Origin of the sequence: Amycolatopsis silviterrae (genome assembly GCF_042684085.1) — a bacterium.
Classification (GTDB): domain Bacteria; phylum Actinomycetota; class Actinomycetes; order Mycobacteriales; family Pseudonocardiaceae; genus Amycolatopsis; species Amycolatopsis silviterrae.
Window position 1 is genome coordinate 119,517 of the sequence record NZ_JBHUKS010000037.1, and the last position, 15,677, is coordinate 135,193.

The 15,677-nt window shown below is 70.7% G+C and carries 15 protein-coding genes; 12 read left to right on the top strand and 3 right to left on the bottom strand.

What is annotated here, in order from left to right; all coding sequences use genetic code 11:
* Positions 1–191 precede the first annotated feature (191 nt).
* A complete protein-coding gene (locus ACFSVL_RS43480) occupies positions 192–1,019 on the top strand; it encodes a phytanoyl-CoA dioxygenase family protein (protein WP_378313528.1) in 828 nt (275 codons plus the stop codon).
* 98 nt (positions 1,020–1,117) lie between these two features.
* The gene (locus ACFSVL_RS43485; RefSeq protein WP_378313530.1) at positions 1,118–2,077 is read left to right on the top strand and encodes a class II histone deacetylase; all 960 of its coding nucleotides are present in this window, start codon (positions 1,118–1,120) and stop codon (positions 2,075–2,077) included.
* A 16-nt stretch (positions 2,078–2,093) separates the two neighbouring features.
* Here ACFSVL_RS43485 and ACFSVL_RS43490 read toward each other — a convergent pair whose 3' ends face one another.
* The gene (locus tag ACFSVL_RS43490) at positions 2,094–3,002 is read right to left on the bottom strand and encodes a nucleoside-diphosphate kinase (protein ID WP_378313532.1); all 909 of its coding nucleotides are present in this window, start codon (positions 3,000–3,002) and stop codon (positions 2,094–2,096) included.
* Positions 3,003–3,636: 634 nt separating this feature from the next.
* Between ACFSVL_RS43490 and ACFSVL_RS43495 the strand changes: the two genes are divergently transcribed.
* From ACFSVL_RS43495 to clpX, 10 genes are all read left to right on the top strand, one after another.
* A complete protein-coding gene (locus ACFSVL_RS43495) occupies positions 3,637–4,857 on the top strand; it encodes a hypothetical protein (protein WP_378313534.1) in 1,221 nt (406 codons plus the stop codon).
* Positions 4,854–5,933, top strand: coding sequence for an alkaline phosphatase family protein (locus ACFSVL_RS43500; protein WP_378313536.1), 1,080 nt, complete (start codon positions 4,854–4,856; stop codon positions 5,931–5,933). Before ACFSVL_RS43495 ends, ACFSVL_RS43500 begins: the two co-directional genes overlap by 4 nt.
* Positions 5,911–7,461 carry a DUF4910 domain-containing protein gene (locus ACFSVL_RS43505; RefSeq protein ID WP_378313584.1) on the top strand — a complete coding sequence of 517 codons (1,551 nt, stop codon included), beginning with the start codon at positions 5,911–5,913 and terminating at the stop codon, positions 7,459–7,461. Before ACFSVL_RS43500 ends, ACFSVL_RS43505 begins: the two co-directional genes overlap by 23 nt.
* Positions 7,458–7,580, top strand: a complete 123-nt coding sequence (locus tag ACFSVL_RS43510) for a hypothetical protein (protein WP_378313537.1) — start codon at positions 7,458–7,460, stop codon at positions 7,578–7,580. Before ACFSVL_RS43505 ends, ACFSVL_RS43510 begins: the two co-directional genes overlap by 4 nt.
* Before the next feature lie 77 nt (positions 7,581–7,657).
* The gene (locus tag ACFSVL_RS43515; RefSeq protein ID WP_378313539.1) at positions 7,658–8,902 is read left to right on the top strand and encodes an MFS transporter; all 1,245 of its coding nucleotides are present in this window, start codon (positions 7,658–7,660) and stop codon (positions 8,900–8,902) included.
* 9 nt (positions 8,903–8,911) lie between these two features.
* Positions 8,912–11,116 (top strand): asparagine synthase (glutamine-hydrolyzing), encoded by a 2,205-nt coding sequence (gene asnB, locus ACFSVL_RS43520; protein ID WP_378313541.1) that lies wholly within the window; start codon positions 8,912–8,914, stop codon positions 11,114–11,116.
* Complete coding sequence (locus ACFSVL_RS43525) at positions 11,113–11,889, top strand: nucleotidyltransferase domain-containing protein (RefSeq protein ID WP_378313543.1); 777 nt, start codon at positions 11,113–11,115, stop codon at positions 11,887–11,889. Before asnB ends, ACFSVL_RS43525 begins: the two co-directional genes overlap by 4 nt.
* Before the next feature lies 1 nt (position 11,890).
* Positions 11,891–12,160 carry a PqqD family protein gene (locus tag ACFSVL_RS43530; protein WP_378313545.1) on the top strand — a complete coding sequence of 90 codons (270 nt, stop codon included), beginning with the start codon at positions 11,891–11,893 and terminating at the stop codon, positions 12,158–12,160.
* Positions 12,157–13,098 carry a diiron oxygenase gene (locus ACFSVL_RS43535; protein ID WP_378313547.1) on the top strand — a complete coding sequence of 314 codons (942 nt, stop codon included), beginning with the start codon at positions 12,157–12,159 and terminating at the stop codon, positions 13,096–13,098. The genes ACFSVL_RS43530 and ACFSVL_RS43535 overlap by 4 nt, the downstream gene beginning before the upstream one ends.
* 13 nt (positions 13,099–13,111) lie before the next feature.
* The gene (clpX, locus tag ACFSVL_RS43540; RefSeq protein ID WP_378313549.1) at positions 13,112–14,416 is read left to right on the top strand and encodes an ATP-dependent Clp protease ATP-binding subunit ClpX; all 1,305 of its coding nucleotides are present in this window, start codon (positions 13,112–13,114) and stop codon (positions 14,414–14,416) included.
* On the opposite strand, the gene ACFSVL_RS43545 is transcribed toward clpX, so the two are convergent.
* Both ACFSVL_RS43545 and ACFSVL_RS43550 read right to left on the bottom strand, forming a co-directional pair.
* The gene (locus ACFSVL_RS43545) at positions 14,383–14,700 is read right to left on the bottom strand and encodes a PqqD family protein (RefSeq protein WP_378313550.1); all 318 of its coding nucleotides are present in this window, start codon (positions 14,698–14,700) and stop codon (positions 14,383–14,385) included. The genes clpX and ACFSVL_RS43545 overlap by 34 nt on opposite strands.
* Entirely contained in the window at positions 14,700–15,524 is an 825-nt protein-coding gene (locus ACFSVL_RS43550) for a hypothetical protein (protein WP_378313552.1), read from the bottom strand. The genes ACFSVL_RS43545 and ACFSVL_RS43550 overlap by 1 nt, the downstream gene beginning before the upstream one ends.
* Between the last annotated feature and the right edge of the window lie 153 nt (positions 15,525–15,677).

The following is a 15,677-nucleotide window of genomic DNA, read 5'->3' on the forward strand; positions in this document are numbered from 1 at the left end:
CCACCTGAGACAAAACGCTTTCCCCCGGCCTTGCCGGGGTGTTCGGAGCTGCCGTACAGTCGGCGTTCGGCGCGTCCGAACCGGGGGTTTCCCGCGGCGCTGCCCGCGGGAAGGAATTCCCCGCGGCGATCCGGGAAATGCGCCGCCGCAGCGCGCATTCTCCGCAAGAACCGTCACGACGAGGAGGCGCGATGTCGGTCGAGCACCTGTCCACCGCCGGAATCCGTTCGGTGACCGAGGAGGAGATCGCCCATTACCGGGAAAAGGGCTGGGCGAAGCTGCCCGGCTTCTTCTCGCCCGAGACGGTCGCGGACCTCCTGGAACGGGCCAAGAGCAAGATGGGGGAGCGGGCCCCGCTGACCGTCCGCCGCGACGACGCCGGCCAGCTGGAACCCAATGAGTACAACTGGTACGCCCGGTGGGACGGCTGCTCGCACGAGGACCCGCGGATCCGCGACGTCGGCCAGTCCCGCGCGCTGGCCACCGCGGCGAGCCGGCTCATGGGCGACCAGGTCCGGTTCTACTTCGACCACTTCTTCGTCAAGGTGCCCCAGGCCGCCGAAGGCACCGAAACGCCGTGGCACCAGGACCTGCCGCACCATCCGCTGGACCGCCAGGGCGTGCTGACCATCTGGGTCCCGCTCGTGGAATGCCCGCCGGAGAAGGGTTCGCTGCGGTTCCTCAGCGGTTCGCACCGGGCCGGGCTGCTCGGCCGCTACCTCAACCGGCGCGACGAGGTGCAGCTGGTCGACGAGCATCCGTGGATCCTGGACGAGTACGAGATGTCGCCGCCGCTGCACCTGTACCCGGGCGACGCCACCGTGCACAACCTCGCCATCACGCACTACGCGCCGCCGAACACGACCGGCACCCCGCGCTGGGTCTACTCGACGCAGTGGCTGCCGGTCCGCACGCGCTACACCGGCGCGCCGAACCACCGGACCGAGGGTCTCGGCCTGAAGGTCGACCAGCCGCTGGACCACCCGCGCTTCCCGATCATCGAAACGGACCACCACTGAGGACACTGAGGACGGGGCTGGCCTGGTCGCCGCTGTTCGAGGCGGCGGCGCCAGGCCCGGCTGCGGCGTTCCTGCCGTCCGCCCAGGTCCCGGACTTCGTGCCGGACGCGCCGTGGGATGTCGGCGCACGGGTCGGCTGCCTGCATGCGCTGGTGGAGAAGGCCGGGCTCGACCTCGTGCGGGTCGAGGATTTCGCTCCGGCCCGGCTGGACGAGCTGCGGGAATTCCACGACGACGGATACGTGCGGGCACAGCGCGCCGGGCCGTGGACCAACGCTGGCCGCGCGGCGGTGGGGGCCGCGCGGGAACTGTGCCGCCGGATCTGGGCGGGGGAGCTGGACAACGGATACGCGCTGGTCCGGCCGTCCGGCCACCACTCCGAGCGGGCGTCGCCGGGCGGCGGATGCCTGTTCGCGACCGGGGTGCTGGCTGTCTTGGAAGCGCGTCGGCTCGGTGCGCGTCGCGTGCTGGTGGTGGATTGGGACGCGCACCACGGCAACAGCCAGCAGACCGCGTTCTGGTCCGATCCGTCGGTGCTGACGATCTCGATCCATCAGGACCGCCGTTGGCCCGCGGGCACTGGCGGCCTCGACGCGCGCGGTGCCGGACCGGGGTTCGGCTTTTCGATCAACGTGCCGGTGCCGCCGGGTGCGGGCGGCGGGGTGTACCGCGAGGTGTTCGACCGCGTGGTGACCCCGGCGGCGGATCGGTTCCGGCCCGACTTCGTGCTGGTGGCGTGCGGTTTCGACAGCGGCTACCTCGATCCGTCCGCCCGGCTGTGCCTGCACTCGGGCGACTACGGCTGGATGACCGGACGGATGGTGGAGATCGCCGAGCGGCACGCGCGCGGCCGGTTGCTGCTGACCCAGGAGGGCGGGTACGCGCTCGGCTATCTGCCGCTGTGCTTCCTGCGGGTGCTGGAGGCGTTGTCCGGTGGAGAGTCCGGGATCGAGGATCCTTTCCTGGCTCGGTGGGGCGAGGATTTCGCGGCCGCGGTGAGCGTGGAGGCGGCGGCGACGGTGGCGCGGTGTGCCGCGTACGTCCTGGACGTCGGCTGACTGTCCACAACGGACTTCAGGCCCAGAGCACGGGATCGGGGTTGCCGATCAGTTTGGGTTCGCCGGGTTCGTCGCATTCGATCAGGCTCGCCCCGACCGCGGCGAGGTCCCAGTGGTCCACTTCGGCCCCGCTTGCCGCGACGGCCTCGGCCACCTCGATCCAGGGCACGGCTTCCCCGAACCGCAGGCGTTCCAGCAGCTGAAGGGCCCGGCTGCCGTGTTCGGACCGCTTGAGCGCGTCGGCCACGGCGTCGGCGGCCGTGTCGGCGTCGAAGGTTCGCGGGGTGGCCGCGGCCTCGGCGGCGAGCGCTTCTTCGAGCAGGGGGAGGCCGGTCGGGCGGTCCGAGGCGAGGCCGTGCAACGCTTCCCGGCGCTGCGCCGGGTCGAGCAGCAGGCCGAGTTCGCGGACCAGGTCGGCGGGCTCGTCGGCGACGTGGATGTAGCTGAAGTTGCGATTGTGCTGGCGCAGCAGGGCGCGCAGCGTGCCGGGCTTCTGCTTCGACAGATCCGCCGAGCCTTTCAGCGAGGCCAGCCGCATGGTCGCGGGCATCGGCCCCGGCCGTTCGTCCCGGAGGAGCAGCAGCAGGCCGGAGCCGACGTAGATCAGGTCGTTCAGCGCGAGCCGGTCCACTGTGGCCGAGGTCAGCTGGTACCGCCACATTTCCCGCCACCGGAAGCCGGTGAACGCCGGGCGCTGCACGGCCTGGACGGCGAACCCCTGTTTCGCCAGCCAATCGAGCACCGGGCGGACCTTGCCCGCGGCGACGCCGTCCGGTTTGACCATCAGCAGCGCGTGCCGGCGCAGGATCGCCGCGGCCCGGTCGCCGAGCATCCGGGCGGTGTCGCGGGCCCCTTCCCGGAAATACGTTTCGCGGCGGTAAGCGGTGCGCTTCGCGGGCATTCGCGTGAGCGCGGCCCAGTCCATGTCGTCGATCGTCGCCCCCGTGGTCGAATCCGGATCCGGCGCCGCGATGCTATCCCGGATCGCGCCGGAGCGGATTGCGCCGGGCGCGAAAAACCGGATTCGCCGCGGCCGGGATGAATGGGCCGTTCGGCGGGTTGACGGGCGGGATCTCCGCCGGGCAGGGCACCGGGACAGATGCGGAAATCGGCGGCGGAGTGGCGAGTGAGGCTGTTATATTCGTAGTCCGACGGGGATGGTGGAGCGGAAACCGCATCTCGGTTGAGCGTTGTCCGTTTTTGCGTTTATGTGCTGCGTCCCGGTTGAGGCAATACCACCGGGAATGTCCGGTCCGGTAACCCCGGTGACGGTGCGAAGCCGGAAAATGCGCCGTTCGGGTGATGGGAACGGGGCGGGTGAGACCTCCTTGACGCAGATCACAGCATGGGTACACTCGGTCTTCGGAGTCACTGGCGGCACTGGGGTGAAAACATTTTTAATCGGTGGCGATAACGCGCGCATTGTCCTGCGCTTATCCGTTCGCCGAGCCTTTGCTCCTGTTTCGCGCTGCCGTATTCCGGAGCCGGATCGCGATTTTCGCGCCCGGCTTCCGTTCCCGCGCCCCGGCGCACCGGACTCGAGAGGATCGGCTGGCCGCATGGATTCGCACCCCGCTCCCACCATTTCGATCGTCACCGCGCACGGCAGGCAGGTGCTCGCCGGCGACGGGAACGAGCGGCTGGTCGACCTGCTCAACCGGCACCGGGTCCCGTGGTCGGCGGTGGCCGCCTACGTGGTGCCGCGCAGCGGCGGCGAACCGCGGCTGTCGCCCTCGCTCGACACCCGGCTCGAAGAGTTCGAGGACGCCGCGGAGATCCTGCTTTACTTCAACCGCAACGTAAATCCGTTCCTGTTCGCGCTCGACGACTTCAAGACCATCGAGAGCGCGGACCCCTCGCTCGGCACCGAGTACTTCTACCAGCGGCTCGACAACGAGTCCGGCACCGCCGAGGCGTTCCTCAAGAAACTGAGCCCGGACGAGTGCAAGGAGATCATCGCCGACCGGGTGGCCGAGACCGTGCGCGCGGCCGTGCCGGAGGGCTCCACTTTGGTGGTCGGCGTGAGCGGCGGCGGCGACAGCAACGCGATGCTGCTGGGCCTGAGCCGGCTCGCCGACTACGGCGTCGCCATCGATCCGGTGATCCTCAAAGGAATCCCGGACTGGGACGCCGGGGTCCCGCGCGCGCAGGCACTGTGCGAATCCTACGGGCTCGACCTCACGGTGATCGACGAGAACGAGGTCAAGGACCTGCTCGGCATTCCGGTCGACGACCCGACGCCGCTGATCGACCGGTTCGAGCGCGAGTTCGCCGGCGACGACTTCGAGTTCATGGGCACCCTGCTGATCCGGCTGGCGCTCACGAAACGCGCCAAGGACGTCGGCACCTCCTACATCGCGACCGGGCTCAACCTGGAGGACGTGGTGTGCGAGGCCATGTTCCGGGTGTCGTCGGGGATGAAGCCCGCCCCGTTCCCGGCGAGGGAGATCGGCGAGACCACGCTCGTCTTCCCGCTGTGGATGTGCCCGAAGCGGATCATCGACGGCTGCTTCCCGAAGTACTCGCTGGACAACTACGACGCGCGCTACCCGTGTTTCTCCTTGGGCCGCAACATGTACTACAGCGTGGTGTACGCGATGCAGTCGCAGTTCCCCGGCTTCCTCGAACAGCTCACCCGCGGGCTGTCGAAGATGAGCATGACCGACCCGATCACGTACACGCTCGACGAGCAGCTCGGGTTCTACACCGAACGCGCGGTGCCGTTCCCGTTGCGCCGCCGGTTCCAGAAGATGCTCGGCCTGACGCCGGCGGGCAGGTGAGCGCTGCCGCCCGGCGGCCGTCCGTGACGACCGTGCGGGCCCGGCTCGCCGGACTCGTCGCGGACCGGGCCGGGCGGCGGGAACGCGGCGCGGTGGTCGTGTTCGCCCTCGACGGGGTGGGCCGCGCGCTTGCCGCGCGAGCGTGGCGGACGGCCGCGGTGTCCGTGCTCGACTCGGTGTTCCCGACGGTTTCGTCGGCCGCCTGGCTGAGCAGTCTCACCGGGAAACCGGTGGCGGAGCACGGGATTCCCGGCGTGGTGTGCACTGTGGACGGAAGGCCGGCGAACATCTACCACCACCGTCAGCCGCTCGTCGCGCAGCCGCCGGACAACGTGTTCAGCGACGCCGCCGCGCGCGGCATCCGCCCGGTCGCCGTGCTGTGCGACCTGGCCCAGTACCCGTGCTCTTGGCGGGACCTCCTGCTCACCCACGCGGAGACCGTCGAGGGCACGCCATTATTCACCACGCCGGGGCCGTATGCGCCGCCGTCGCTCGATCGCGTCGAAGCGGACCTGCGCGCCGCGGTGGCCGCCGGGCTCAGCGGCGGAAAACGGGCGCTGGTCTGGTGTTTCGTGGAGATCGACACGCATCTGCACCACCACGGGGAGGACGAGTACGCGGTGGCGGCGGTGCGGATGATCGAGCGGATCGCGACGGATCTGGTGGCCGACGGGCACGTGGTCGCGGCGCATTCCGACCACGGGCACACGCCGACCACGCACGACCCGGAGCTGGCGCGGCTGCTCGACGGGCTCGCGGACGAGTACGGCTTCGCGATGGGCGGCGCGGGCCGCACGCGCTGGCTGTATCCGCGGCCGGGCACGGCGGAAGCGCTGGCGGAGCGGCTGCGCAAGGAACTTCCGGCGGACATCGGGGTCGAGGACGCGGACCAGGTCTTCCCGCCCGGGTCACCGGCGCGGGCCCGGGTCGGCGACCTGTTTCTGGTGGCGGCGGGCGAGAAATTCCTCGCGCCGGCGGGGTATCGGTACGAGCACGGGTCGCGGACCGCGGCCGAGGTCGAGGTTCCGTTCGCGGTGTGGGGCGGTGAGCCGGATGGTGGCGGAACTGGTCGCTGAGCTGCTCGACGTGGTGCACACCGACCGGGTGCTCGACGCGCTGGCGGAGGTCGCCGCTTTCGACCGGTACCAGGCGTCGGCGGGGATCGAACAGGCCGCGGACGTCGTCGCCGCGCGAGCGGAGGCGGCCGGGCTGTCCGAGGTCGGCATCCAGCGGTTCCGCGCGGACGGCAAGGCGCAATGGTGGACGTTCGAGGCACCGACGTCGTGGACGCCGACGGTCGCGCGGATCGCGGCGGACGGCTTCGAGGTCGACCACGCCCGGCAGCCGTTCGCGCTGGCAACGCATTCCGCCGCGCTGACCGGGAAATCCCTTCCGGTGCACCGGCTCGGCGAAGACGTGCGGGGCTCGATCGTCGCGCTGGACTCCGTCCCCAGCACCTTCCGGGAGCTGGAACAGGCCGGTGCCCTGGGGTTCGTGACGGACGGCCCGGCCCGGCGATCCGGACACCGCGGCCGGATCGAGCTGCCCGCCGACACCAGCCTGGCTGGGTTCAGCCTGCTGCCGGAGGAGTTCGCGGCCTTGCGCGACCGAGCCGACGTCGAGGTGCGGCTGGGTCCGGAAGCGAGCATGCCGGTCGTCAGCGGCCTGCTGCCCGGCGAGGGCGACGGCGAGATCTGGCTGATGGCGCACCTGTGCCATCCGAGGCCGGGAGCGAACGACAACGCGTCCGGGGTCGCCGCGCTGCTCGGGGTCGCGGAAGCGCTGGCCGGGACGAGAAACGAGCTGGGCATCCGGTTCATCTGGGGGCCTGAGTTCACCGGCACCGCGGCGGTGCTGCACCAGGCCGGGAAGCTGCCGGAAGCGGTGCTGAACCTCGACATGGTCGGGCAGGACCAGCTGCAGTGCGGCGCGCCGTTCGTCGTCGAGCGGCCGCCGGACTACCTGCCCCCGCAGCTCGCCGCGGTCGCGGAGCTGGTGGTGGCCGAGACGTTCGCACAGACTGCCGAGCACCCGGGCACCTGGGAAGCCGTGGAGTTCGCGGGATTCTCGGACCACGCGTTGTTCGCCGATCCGGTGATCGGCCGCCCGGCGGTCCAGTTCTGTCATCCCGCCGACCGGTTCAACCACACCGCGGCCGATTCGCTCGACAAGGTCGCGCCGGTCGAGATGCTGCGTTCCACCGCGGCCGCCGCTGTGGTGGCCCGGCTGGCCGCTGGCCGATACGCGGGCCTGGACCTGGCGAAGGTCCTGGAACGCTGGCACCACGGGAAGAACGTGGCAGCGCGCCGGCATCGCCCCGATGACGGGCCCAAGCTCGTGCGGAAATGGGACGGCCCGCTCAACGTGCGCGCGATGCTCGCCGCGGCCCCACCGTCCACACAGGACGCTGTCGGCGCGCTCGTCGCCGAGGACAAGGCGAATCTCTCCCTGATTTTCAACCTCGGCATCCGGATCACCGGCCGCCGCACCGGGACGGAGCTGGCCGAAGCGGCCGCGTCCGCCCGGTCGCGCCCGGTCGATCCGGGCACCGCCGCGGTCCTGCTGTCCGCGTTCGCGGACTCGGGCTGGGCGGAAGCGGTGTGACACACCGGGGTTGGCGGGTTTCGGCGAAACTGGGAAAGGGGGTGAGCGCGATGAAGAAGTACACGAAGCCGCAGGCGAAGAAGGTGAACGCGGGCGCAGTTCTGCGTTCCAACGTCTGATTCAGGGGAGGGGGCGGGGTCCGCTGCGGCGGGCCCGGCCTCCGCCTTTCGTTCGCGGGGAATGGGCACGAGTGGGCATGAGGCAGGGTTTCCGGTTCGGCAGCGCCGATTTCGTCCGGCTGTGGGCGTCCGGGACGGTCAGTTTCTTCGGCACGGCGGTCAGCACCGTCGCGTTGCCGCTGGTCGCGTTGAGCGTGCTGGGCGCGTCGACCTTCGAGGCGGGCGTGATCTCCGCGGCCGGGCTGGTGGCGTGGCTGCTGCTCGGCCTGGTGGCCGGGGCGCGGATCGAGCGCGTCCGCCGCCGGCCGCTGCTGATCGGCTGCGACGTGGTCCGCGCCGTCGCGCTGGTGACGATCCCGGTGGCGTACGTCCTCGGGATCCTGAGCATCGCCCAGCTCGTCGTGGTCGCGCTGGTGGTCGGGGTCGGGTCGGTGTTCTTCGACATCGCCGTCCAGACCTACCTGCCGTCCGTGGTCAGCCGGGACGAACTGGTGGCGGGCAACAGCAGGCTGCAGGTCAGCGAGAACGCCGCCAAGACCGGCGGACCGGCGGTCGGCGGCGCGCTGGTGTCCGCGATCGGCGCGCCGGTGACGATCCTGGTCGACGTCGTCAGCTACGTGTTTTCCGCGCTCTGCCTGGTTTTGGTGCGCAAACGGGAAGAACCGCCGGAGCAGACGCCGCCCCGGCCGGTCGGCGCGAGGGTCCGCGAAGGACTGCACGCGGTGCTCGGCGACCCGGTGCTGCGCCCGTTGACCATGGTCGCGGCCAGCCTCAACTTCCTCGGTGCCGGTTTCGACACCTTGCTGGTGCCCTATCTGCTTCGCGGGCTGGAGCTGACCCCGGCGCTGATCGGCGTGCTGGTCGCGCTCGGGGGAGTGGGCGGCGTGCTGGGCTCGGCGCTCGGTCCCGCGATCGCGCGCCGGTTCGGCGATGCCCGCGCGATGGTGGTGACCGCGCTGGTCGGCCCGCTGTTGTCGCTGCTGGTGCCCGCGGCGTTCGGCGGCGCCGGGCTGGTGCTGTTCGCCGTCGGCCTGATCGGCCGCGAGGTCTGCATCGCGGTGTACAGCCTGCTCGCCCGCAGCTACCGGCAGCTGACCACGCCGGCCGGGCTGCTCGCGCGGGTCACCGCCTCGATCAAATTCCTGTCCTGGGGAGTGCTGCCGCTCGGCGCGCTGGCCGGCGGGCTGCTGGGCCAGGTGCTCGGCAACCGCGCCGGGATGTGGGCGATCTGCCTCGCGCTGCTGCTGACGCCGCTCCCGCTCGTGCTGTCGGGGTTGCTGCGCAAGCGCGACCTCGGCGAACCGGCCCCGATCACCGAATAGGAGAGCGCTATGTGTGGCCTGGCGGGTATCGCGTCGATCGGCAGGGAACTGCCGCCGGACGCCGGTGCGGTGCTGACCTCGATGGCCCGTGCGGTCGCGCACCGCGGGCCGGACGGCGAGCAGCTGTTCGTCGACGGACCGGTCGCGCTCGGCTTCCGCAGATTGGCGCTGGTCGGGCCGACCAGCGGGGACCAGCCGCTGTTCAGCGACGACGAGCAGACCGTGCTGATCGCCAACGGCGAGGTGTACAACCATCGCGAGCTGGAAGCGCGGATGCCGGGCGTGCGGATGCGCACGAAGTCCGACTGCGAGGTCCTCGCCCACCTCTACGCCCGGCACGGAATGTCCTTTTTGGACGACGTCTGCGGCATGTACGCCATCGCGCTGTGGGACCGCCGCCGCAACCGGCTGGTCTTCGCCCGCGACCGGTTCGGCATCAAGCCGCTGTATTTCACGATCGCCGGCGGCCAGGTGGTGTTCGGGTCGGAGATCAAGGCGCTGTTCCAGCATCCGGCCTGCCGCCGCGAACTCGACTGGGAGCGGTCGCTGGCCGACCAGTCGATGAACATCGGCGCGTACCTGACCGACGAGCCGCCCGCGACCTGGTTCCGCGACATCGAACTGGTGCCCGCGGGCGGAATGGTCGCCATCGACCTGAACACCGGCCGGATCGAGCGCAGCCAGTACTGGCAGCTGCCCTCCTTCGACGGCGACGAGGACGCCTCGGACGCGGAGCTGATCGCGCGGTACCGGGAACTGCTGGAGGCGTCGGTCGCCGATTGCGCCTCAGCGGACGCGGAACTCGGCCTGTTCCTCAGCGGCGGCGTCGATTCGGCGGCCGTCGCCGCGCTCGCCGCCCGCCTGGACGGCCCGGAGATCCACACCTTCACCGTGCTCGGCGCGAGCACGTTCCTCAACGGGGACGGCGGAGCCGCGCACGACGCGGCGGCCGCGCTCGGCATCCCGAACCATCAGCTGGTGTTCGACGTCGACCGCACGCCGGGCGTCGACCAGTGGAAGCAGCTGCTGTGGCTGCTGGAGACGCCGCTGTGCAACGCGGAGCAGTACTTCAAATACGAGTTGTACCGGTACGCCAAGCAGTTGCAGCCGGAGCTGCGCGGCATGCTGCTCGGCCAGGCCAGCGACGAGTACAACGGCGGCTACTCGCCGGTGCTGTCCGGTGAGACCGATTGGGCCGGGTTCGAGGCGGGCTTGCGGCAGATGGCGCGCACGTCGGCGTTGCGGGAGCGGCCGACGCTCGCGCCGTGGTGGCCGGACGGCCAGTCGTCGCTGGTCAACGACGACCTGCTGCGTGGTGCGGCGCTGCGCGATCCGTATCGGGCTTACGTGGCTTGGAAGCACCGGCACATCCAGCAGTACAACTGCTGGCACGAGGATCGCACCGCGGCGGGCAACGGCGTCGAGGCCCGGGTGCCGTTCCTCGACCACCGGATCATCGAGCTGCTCGGCCGGCTGCCGGCGAAGCGGCGCGCGGGTCTGTTGTGGGACAAGCGAATCCTGCGCGACGCGGTACGGGATGTGTTGCCGCCCGCGATCACCGACCGGGAGAAGGTGTCGTTCTTCTACGGCGAGGGCGAGGGGTACACGCACCGGATGATGGTTCGGATGCTCGCCCGTGACGACGGCGCGCTGCTGGAGGAAGCGCTGGCCGCCCCCGGCGCGGCGGGGATCCTCCGCCCGGACCGCGCTCGGGATGCGTTGCGCCGCTTGGAGAACGACCTGAGCCCGTTCGACGTGGAATACCTGCTGCGGCTGGTGAACCTCGGCCTGCTGGACCAGATGACCCGATCCCTGCCCGCGCTCCCGGTGGACGCGCCGCGCTACGAGATCCTGCCGGTGGCCGACGAGGCCGACTGGGAGGACGACGGCGCGCGCCTGGCCGCCCGGTTGCGCCGGGTGCCCGCGCCGCAGCAGGACGAGGTGGTGGAGTTCGGCGAGGACGTGCTGCTGGTGCACGCGCCGGACGATCCGTCGACGATGTACCTGGCGGTCGACGGCCGGTTCGAGTACGTGGTGGACGCGGCGGAATCGCCGGAGTGGTGGGCGTTCCTGCGGGGTGTCGACGCAAGGCGGTCGGTCGCCGAGATCGTGGCGGCGGCGGGGCTGAAGTACGACGACGTGCAGGCGACGCTTCGAGACGCGCTGGACGCTGGACTGCTGGTTCTGACTCGGACCCCGGCGGTGGTCCGATGAATTTCGAGCACTGCCCTCTCGTGCTGGCCGACCGCGATCTGCTGCCCGACGACGCGCTGAGCGTGTTCGTGGTCGGTTCGATGGCCCGCGGCTGGGCCACCGACGCCAGCGACATCGACCTGGTCGTGGTGACCGGGGAGCGGTTCGAGGGCGGGGAGAAGGCGTTCTCGCTGGACGTCCCGCTCCGGCCCGGTTCGCTGCCGACCGTGGCGTTCGACCACGACGGACGCCGCTGGGAAATCCGCTACTGGCAGGACAGCCAGGTCGACCAGGTCTTCGAGAAGGTCGGCTGGGACGCGTTCGAGGCGGACCGCAAGGTCGGCGACCGGCTGGTCGAGGCCGAGCAGCTGTTCCTCGAACGGCTGGTCAGCTGCGTGCCGGTGCGCGGCGAGGACTGGGTCGCGAACCGGCGTGAGCAGCTGTCCGGGTCCGCGTTCCGCTCGCTGCTGGTGATGCAGGGCCTGACAAAGGTCGACGCCAAAACCCGGACCGCGCTCGCGCAGCTGGCCGCGGGTGACGTCGAGAGCGCGACGCTGTCGGCGCGGGACGCGTTCGGCTGGGCGATGGACGCGCTGCTGCACGGCCACGACGAGCACGGCGCGCTGGTGAAATGGCGGGCCCGGCGGTTCCGCGCGGCCGGACCGGACCTGCTGACCTTCGACGAGTACTGGGCGCTGGAAACCATGCGGGACTACGACCCGGACGACCCCGGCGACTGGATCCGCCGGGTCGTGGCGCTGTGCAAAAAGGTGAGCATGGAAGTGGAGATCTGAGATGGACCCGAGCAGCGTGCCGCGGCTCAGCCTCGACGCCAAGGTGCGGCGGTTCCGGGGCGCACTGCTCGTGGCCGTCGGGGAGGAGACGCTGGAGCTGACCGACAGCGCCGCCTTCCTGTTCCGGGCGGTCGACGGGGCGCGCAGCGTCGCCGACATCGGCACGCTGCTCGCTCAGGAGTACGACGTGCCGGCGGACGAGGCGGCCGAGGACGCGGCCGGGTTCCTGGGAGAGCTGGTGGACAACGGCGTGCTGGAGCTGGGGCCGTGACGGCGTCTCCCTGGCCGGAGTACGAGAGCCGGTTCCACAACTGGGAAACCCGGTCCAGCGTGCGGACGAAACCGCGGCGGCTGTTCGACGCGAACGGCACCGCGATGCTGCTGTTCCCGCCGGAGTCGGTGCCGGCGCTGGCGCATCCGCTGGTGCGCGCGCTCGGCCCCGGCGGCGCGGATCTGGTGCTGCAGCACAGCCTTTACCAGTACCTGCACTTCACGACCGTGCTGGAACAGACCGCGGTGCTGCCGGTGACCGCGAACCTGTCGCTGGGCACGGCCGGGATCGAGCTGCCCCCGGCGATGCGGGCGGACGCGTTCAAGATCACCACCGACGAGGCGTGGCACGCCCAGTTCAGCGACGATCTGACCGCGCAAATGGCCGCCGCGACCGGGGTTCCGGCCTCCGCGGTGGTCGAACCGGCGTTCGTCGGGCAGCTGCGGCGGCTGCGGGAGGAGTTCGATCCGGCGGACCGTCCGCTGGCCGATCTCGTGTTCGCGGTGGTGAGCGAGACGCTCGTCTCGGCGCTGCTCGCCGACCTGCCGAACGACCGGCGGCTGGCCCGACCGGTCCGCGAGACCGTCGCCGACCACGCGGCCGACGAAGGCAGGCACCATTCGTACTTCCAGAGCGTGCTGCGGGTGCTGTGGCCGAGCCTGTCGGCTGAACACCGCGGATTGCTCGGACCGAGGGTGCCCGCGTTCGTCCGGGCGTTTCTGGAGCACGACCGGGCGGCGGTGCGCTCGGCGCTGGTCGCGTCCGGTCTTACCGTGCAGGAAGCGGCGACGGTGGTGGACGAGTCCTACGCGCCGGTCGATCTCCGGCGGCCGGCGCGGGCGACCGTGCGCGGGTTCCGCGGGGTGGGCGCGCTGGACGATGCGCGCACGCGTGACGCGTTTCTGGCGGCGGGATTGCTGACCGAGGACGAACTGTGAGGGAGGTGCGGAGATGGTAGTCATGGTCCGCGACGGGCTGCCGAGCTGTTCGTTCTGCGGTACGCCGCAGTCCGAGACGGAGCATCTGGTTTCGGCGGCGGACACGCACATCTGCGCCGGCTGCGTCGACGAATGCGCGAACGAGATCGCCGAGGTCCGCGCGGAGCGGGCGGGCGACGGCGGCCCGGCGCACCTGCCGCGGCCGCGCGAGATGGGGGCTCTGCTGGACGAGTACGTGGTGGACCAGCGCCGGGCGAAACGGTCGCTGGCGGTCGCGGTGTACAACCACTACAAGCGGATCCAGCCGGGCGCGCGCCGTCCGCCGGGGGACGACGTGGAGATCGCCAAGTCGAACATCCTCCTGCTGGGACCCACTGGGTCGGGCAAGACGCTGCTGGCGCAGACGCTCGCGCGGATCCTGCGCGTGCCGTTCACCATCGTGGACGCGACCGGGCTGACCGAAGCGGGTTACGTGGGCGAGGACGCCGACGGAATTCTGCTGAAACTGTTGCAGGCGGCCGACGGCGACGTCGCGGCGGCGGAAACCGGCATCGTGTACGTTGACGAGATCGACAAGATCGCGCGCCGGGGCGGCGGTTCGCAAGCAGCCCGCGACGTGTCCGGCGAGGGCGTGCAACAGGCGCTGCTGAAGATCCTCGAAGGCACGGTGGCGACCGTGATGCCGCGCAACCGCAGCGGAAACCTGTCGCACGGCAGCCGCAGCCGGACCGCGCAGGAGGGCATCCAGATCGACACCCGCAACATCCTCTTCATCGTCGCCGGCGCGTTCGCCGGGCTGGAGAAGACCGTCGAGAAACGCTTGGGGGTCAAGGAGATCGGCTTCCTCGGCGGGCGGTCGCGGCCGGTCCGGCGCACGACGTCGGAGCTGCTGGCCGAGGTCGTGCCGGAGGATCTGGTGGCGTTCGGGATGATCCCGGAGTTCGTCGGCCGGGTGCCGATGATCACCTCGGTCGGCGAACTGAACCGGGCGGCGCTGCTGCGGGTGCTCACCGAGCCGAAGAACGCGCTGGTGCGGCAGTACCGCAGGCTCTTCGAGTTCGACGGCATCGACCTGGACTTCCGGCCGGGAGCGCTGGCGGCGGTCGCGGACCAGGCGATCGAACGCGGCACCGGGGCCCGCGGGCTGCGGTCGATCCTGGACGCGGTGCTGATCTCGGCGATGTACGACGTTCCGTCGCTGACCGAGGTGACCAGGGTGGCGGTGACAGAGGAGACGATCACCGAAGGCGTCCCGCCGGTGCTGTACACCGCCTCCGGCGAGGTCTACGACTGGACGGAGGATTCGGCGACCGCGTGATCCTCGGCGAATTCGACCACCTGGCGCTCGGCGAACAGCGTCATGAGTTCGGCGGTGTCGGAAACGGCGTCGGCCACCGCGTACCGGTAGTGCTCGGCGAGCTGTGCGCCGATTTCCCGCACCGTGGCCGCGCCGTCGACGAGCCGGAATGCGAATTCGGCCTGTTCGTTCAGTTCGAAGGCTTGTGCGGTGTTCGCGATGAACAGCCGTCCGCGATAGCGCCGGGTGCGGACTTCGGCACAGCGCCGGGGGACGGAATCGCCGGAAATTTCCGTTCCGGGCATCAGCGGACCTCGATTTCGAGAGCCAGTGTCCGGCATTTCGCGACGACCTCGTCGATCCACGGACGCGGTTCCGCCGGATCGTAGCCGCGCATCGTTTCGATCGCCCAGTACTCGTCGAAAGACAGTTCGCGCGGAGCGGTCTCCTGGAAACGGCGGGCGCGCCATTTGGGAATGCGGGAGCCGAAGTTCCCGCAGCTTTCGAGCAGCGCGTCTACCGTGTGCCCCCACGCTTTGTGCGCGGAAAGCGCCGCGCTGAGATGGTCGTTCGCGGCGAGCTGGCCGAGTGCGTCTTCCGCGCAATTGTCCGCGGCGGTGAGCGAACGGGTGGTGACGAAAGCCCGGAACGCCGACGCCCCGAGTTGGGCGGTGCGCCGCGCCGCCCAGTCCGCCCCGGTCAGCGGCACGCAGGTGAGCAGGCGTTCGAGGAACAGCTCCTCGTCGACGGCCAGCACGTCCGCGGCGGGACGGCCGCTGCCGAACCGCTCCCAGGCGACCTTGGCCAGCATCTCGTCGACCTGCGCGTCGGTCCAGTACTTCAGCTCCCAGCGGCGGCCGCGCACCTCCAGCACCCTGGTCGGGACCGTGGACGTGCGCAGCGGGACCCGGATCGTGCGGGAGCCCGCGGCCCGCGGCTGGCGCTGCGCGACGACGTTGAAGTCGTAGTCGCTGCGGTCGTTCGCCCACCCCCGGGCGAGCGAGCCGACGGCGCACGCGGCGACGCAGTCCGAGGGCAGCGCGCCGTGGCCGGCGAGCACCTCGAGACAATCGGAAGCCGTCCATTTCGGCCGCGGCGAAACCGCGAAGCCGGACAGGATCGCGGACATGCGAATCATCCCCCAGGATGTTCTTGTCGCACCGGAGCCGGAAAGGCCGATTCCGGCCTCGCGACCGGATCGGCATTCCGTCCAGTCCACCATTTCCGGCTCGCGTCGTCAAGGTCCCGAGGGCTGAATACCGGAACGCACGGACCGGCCGCC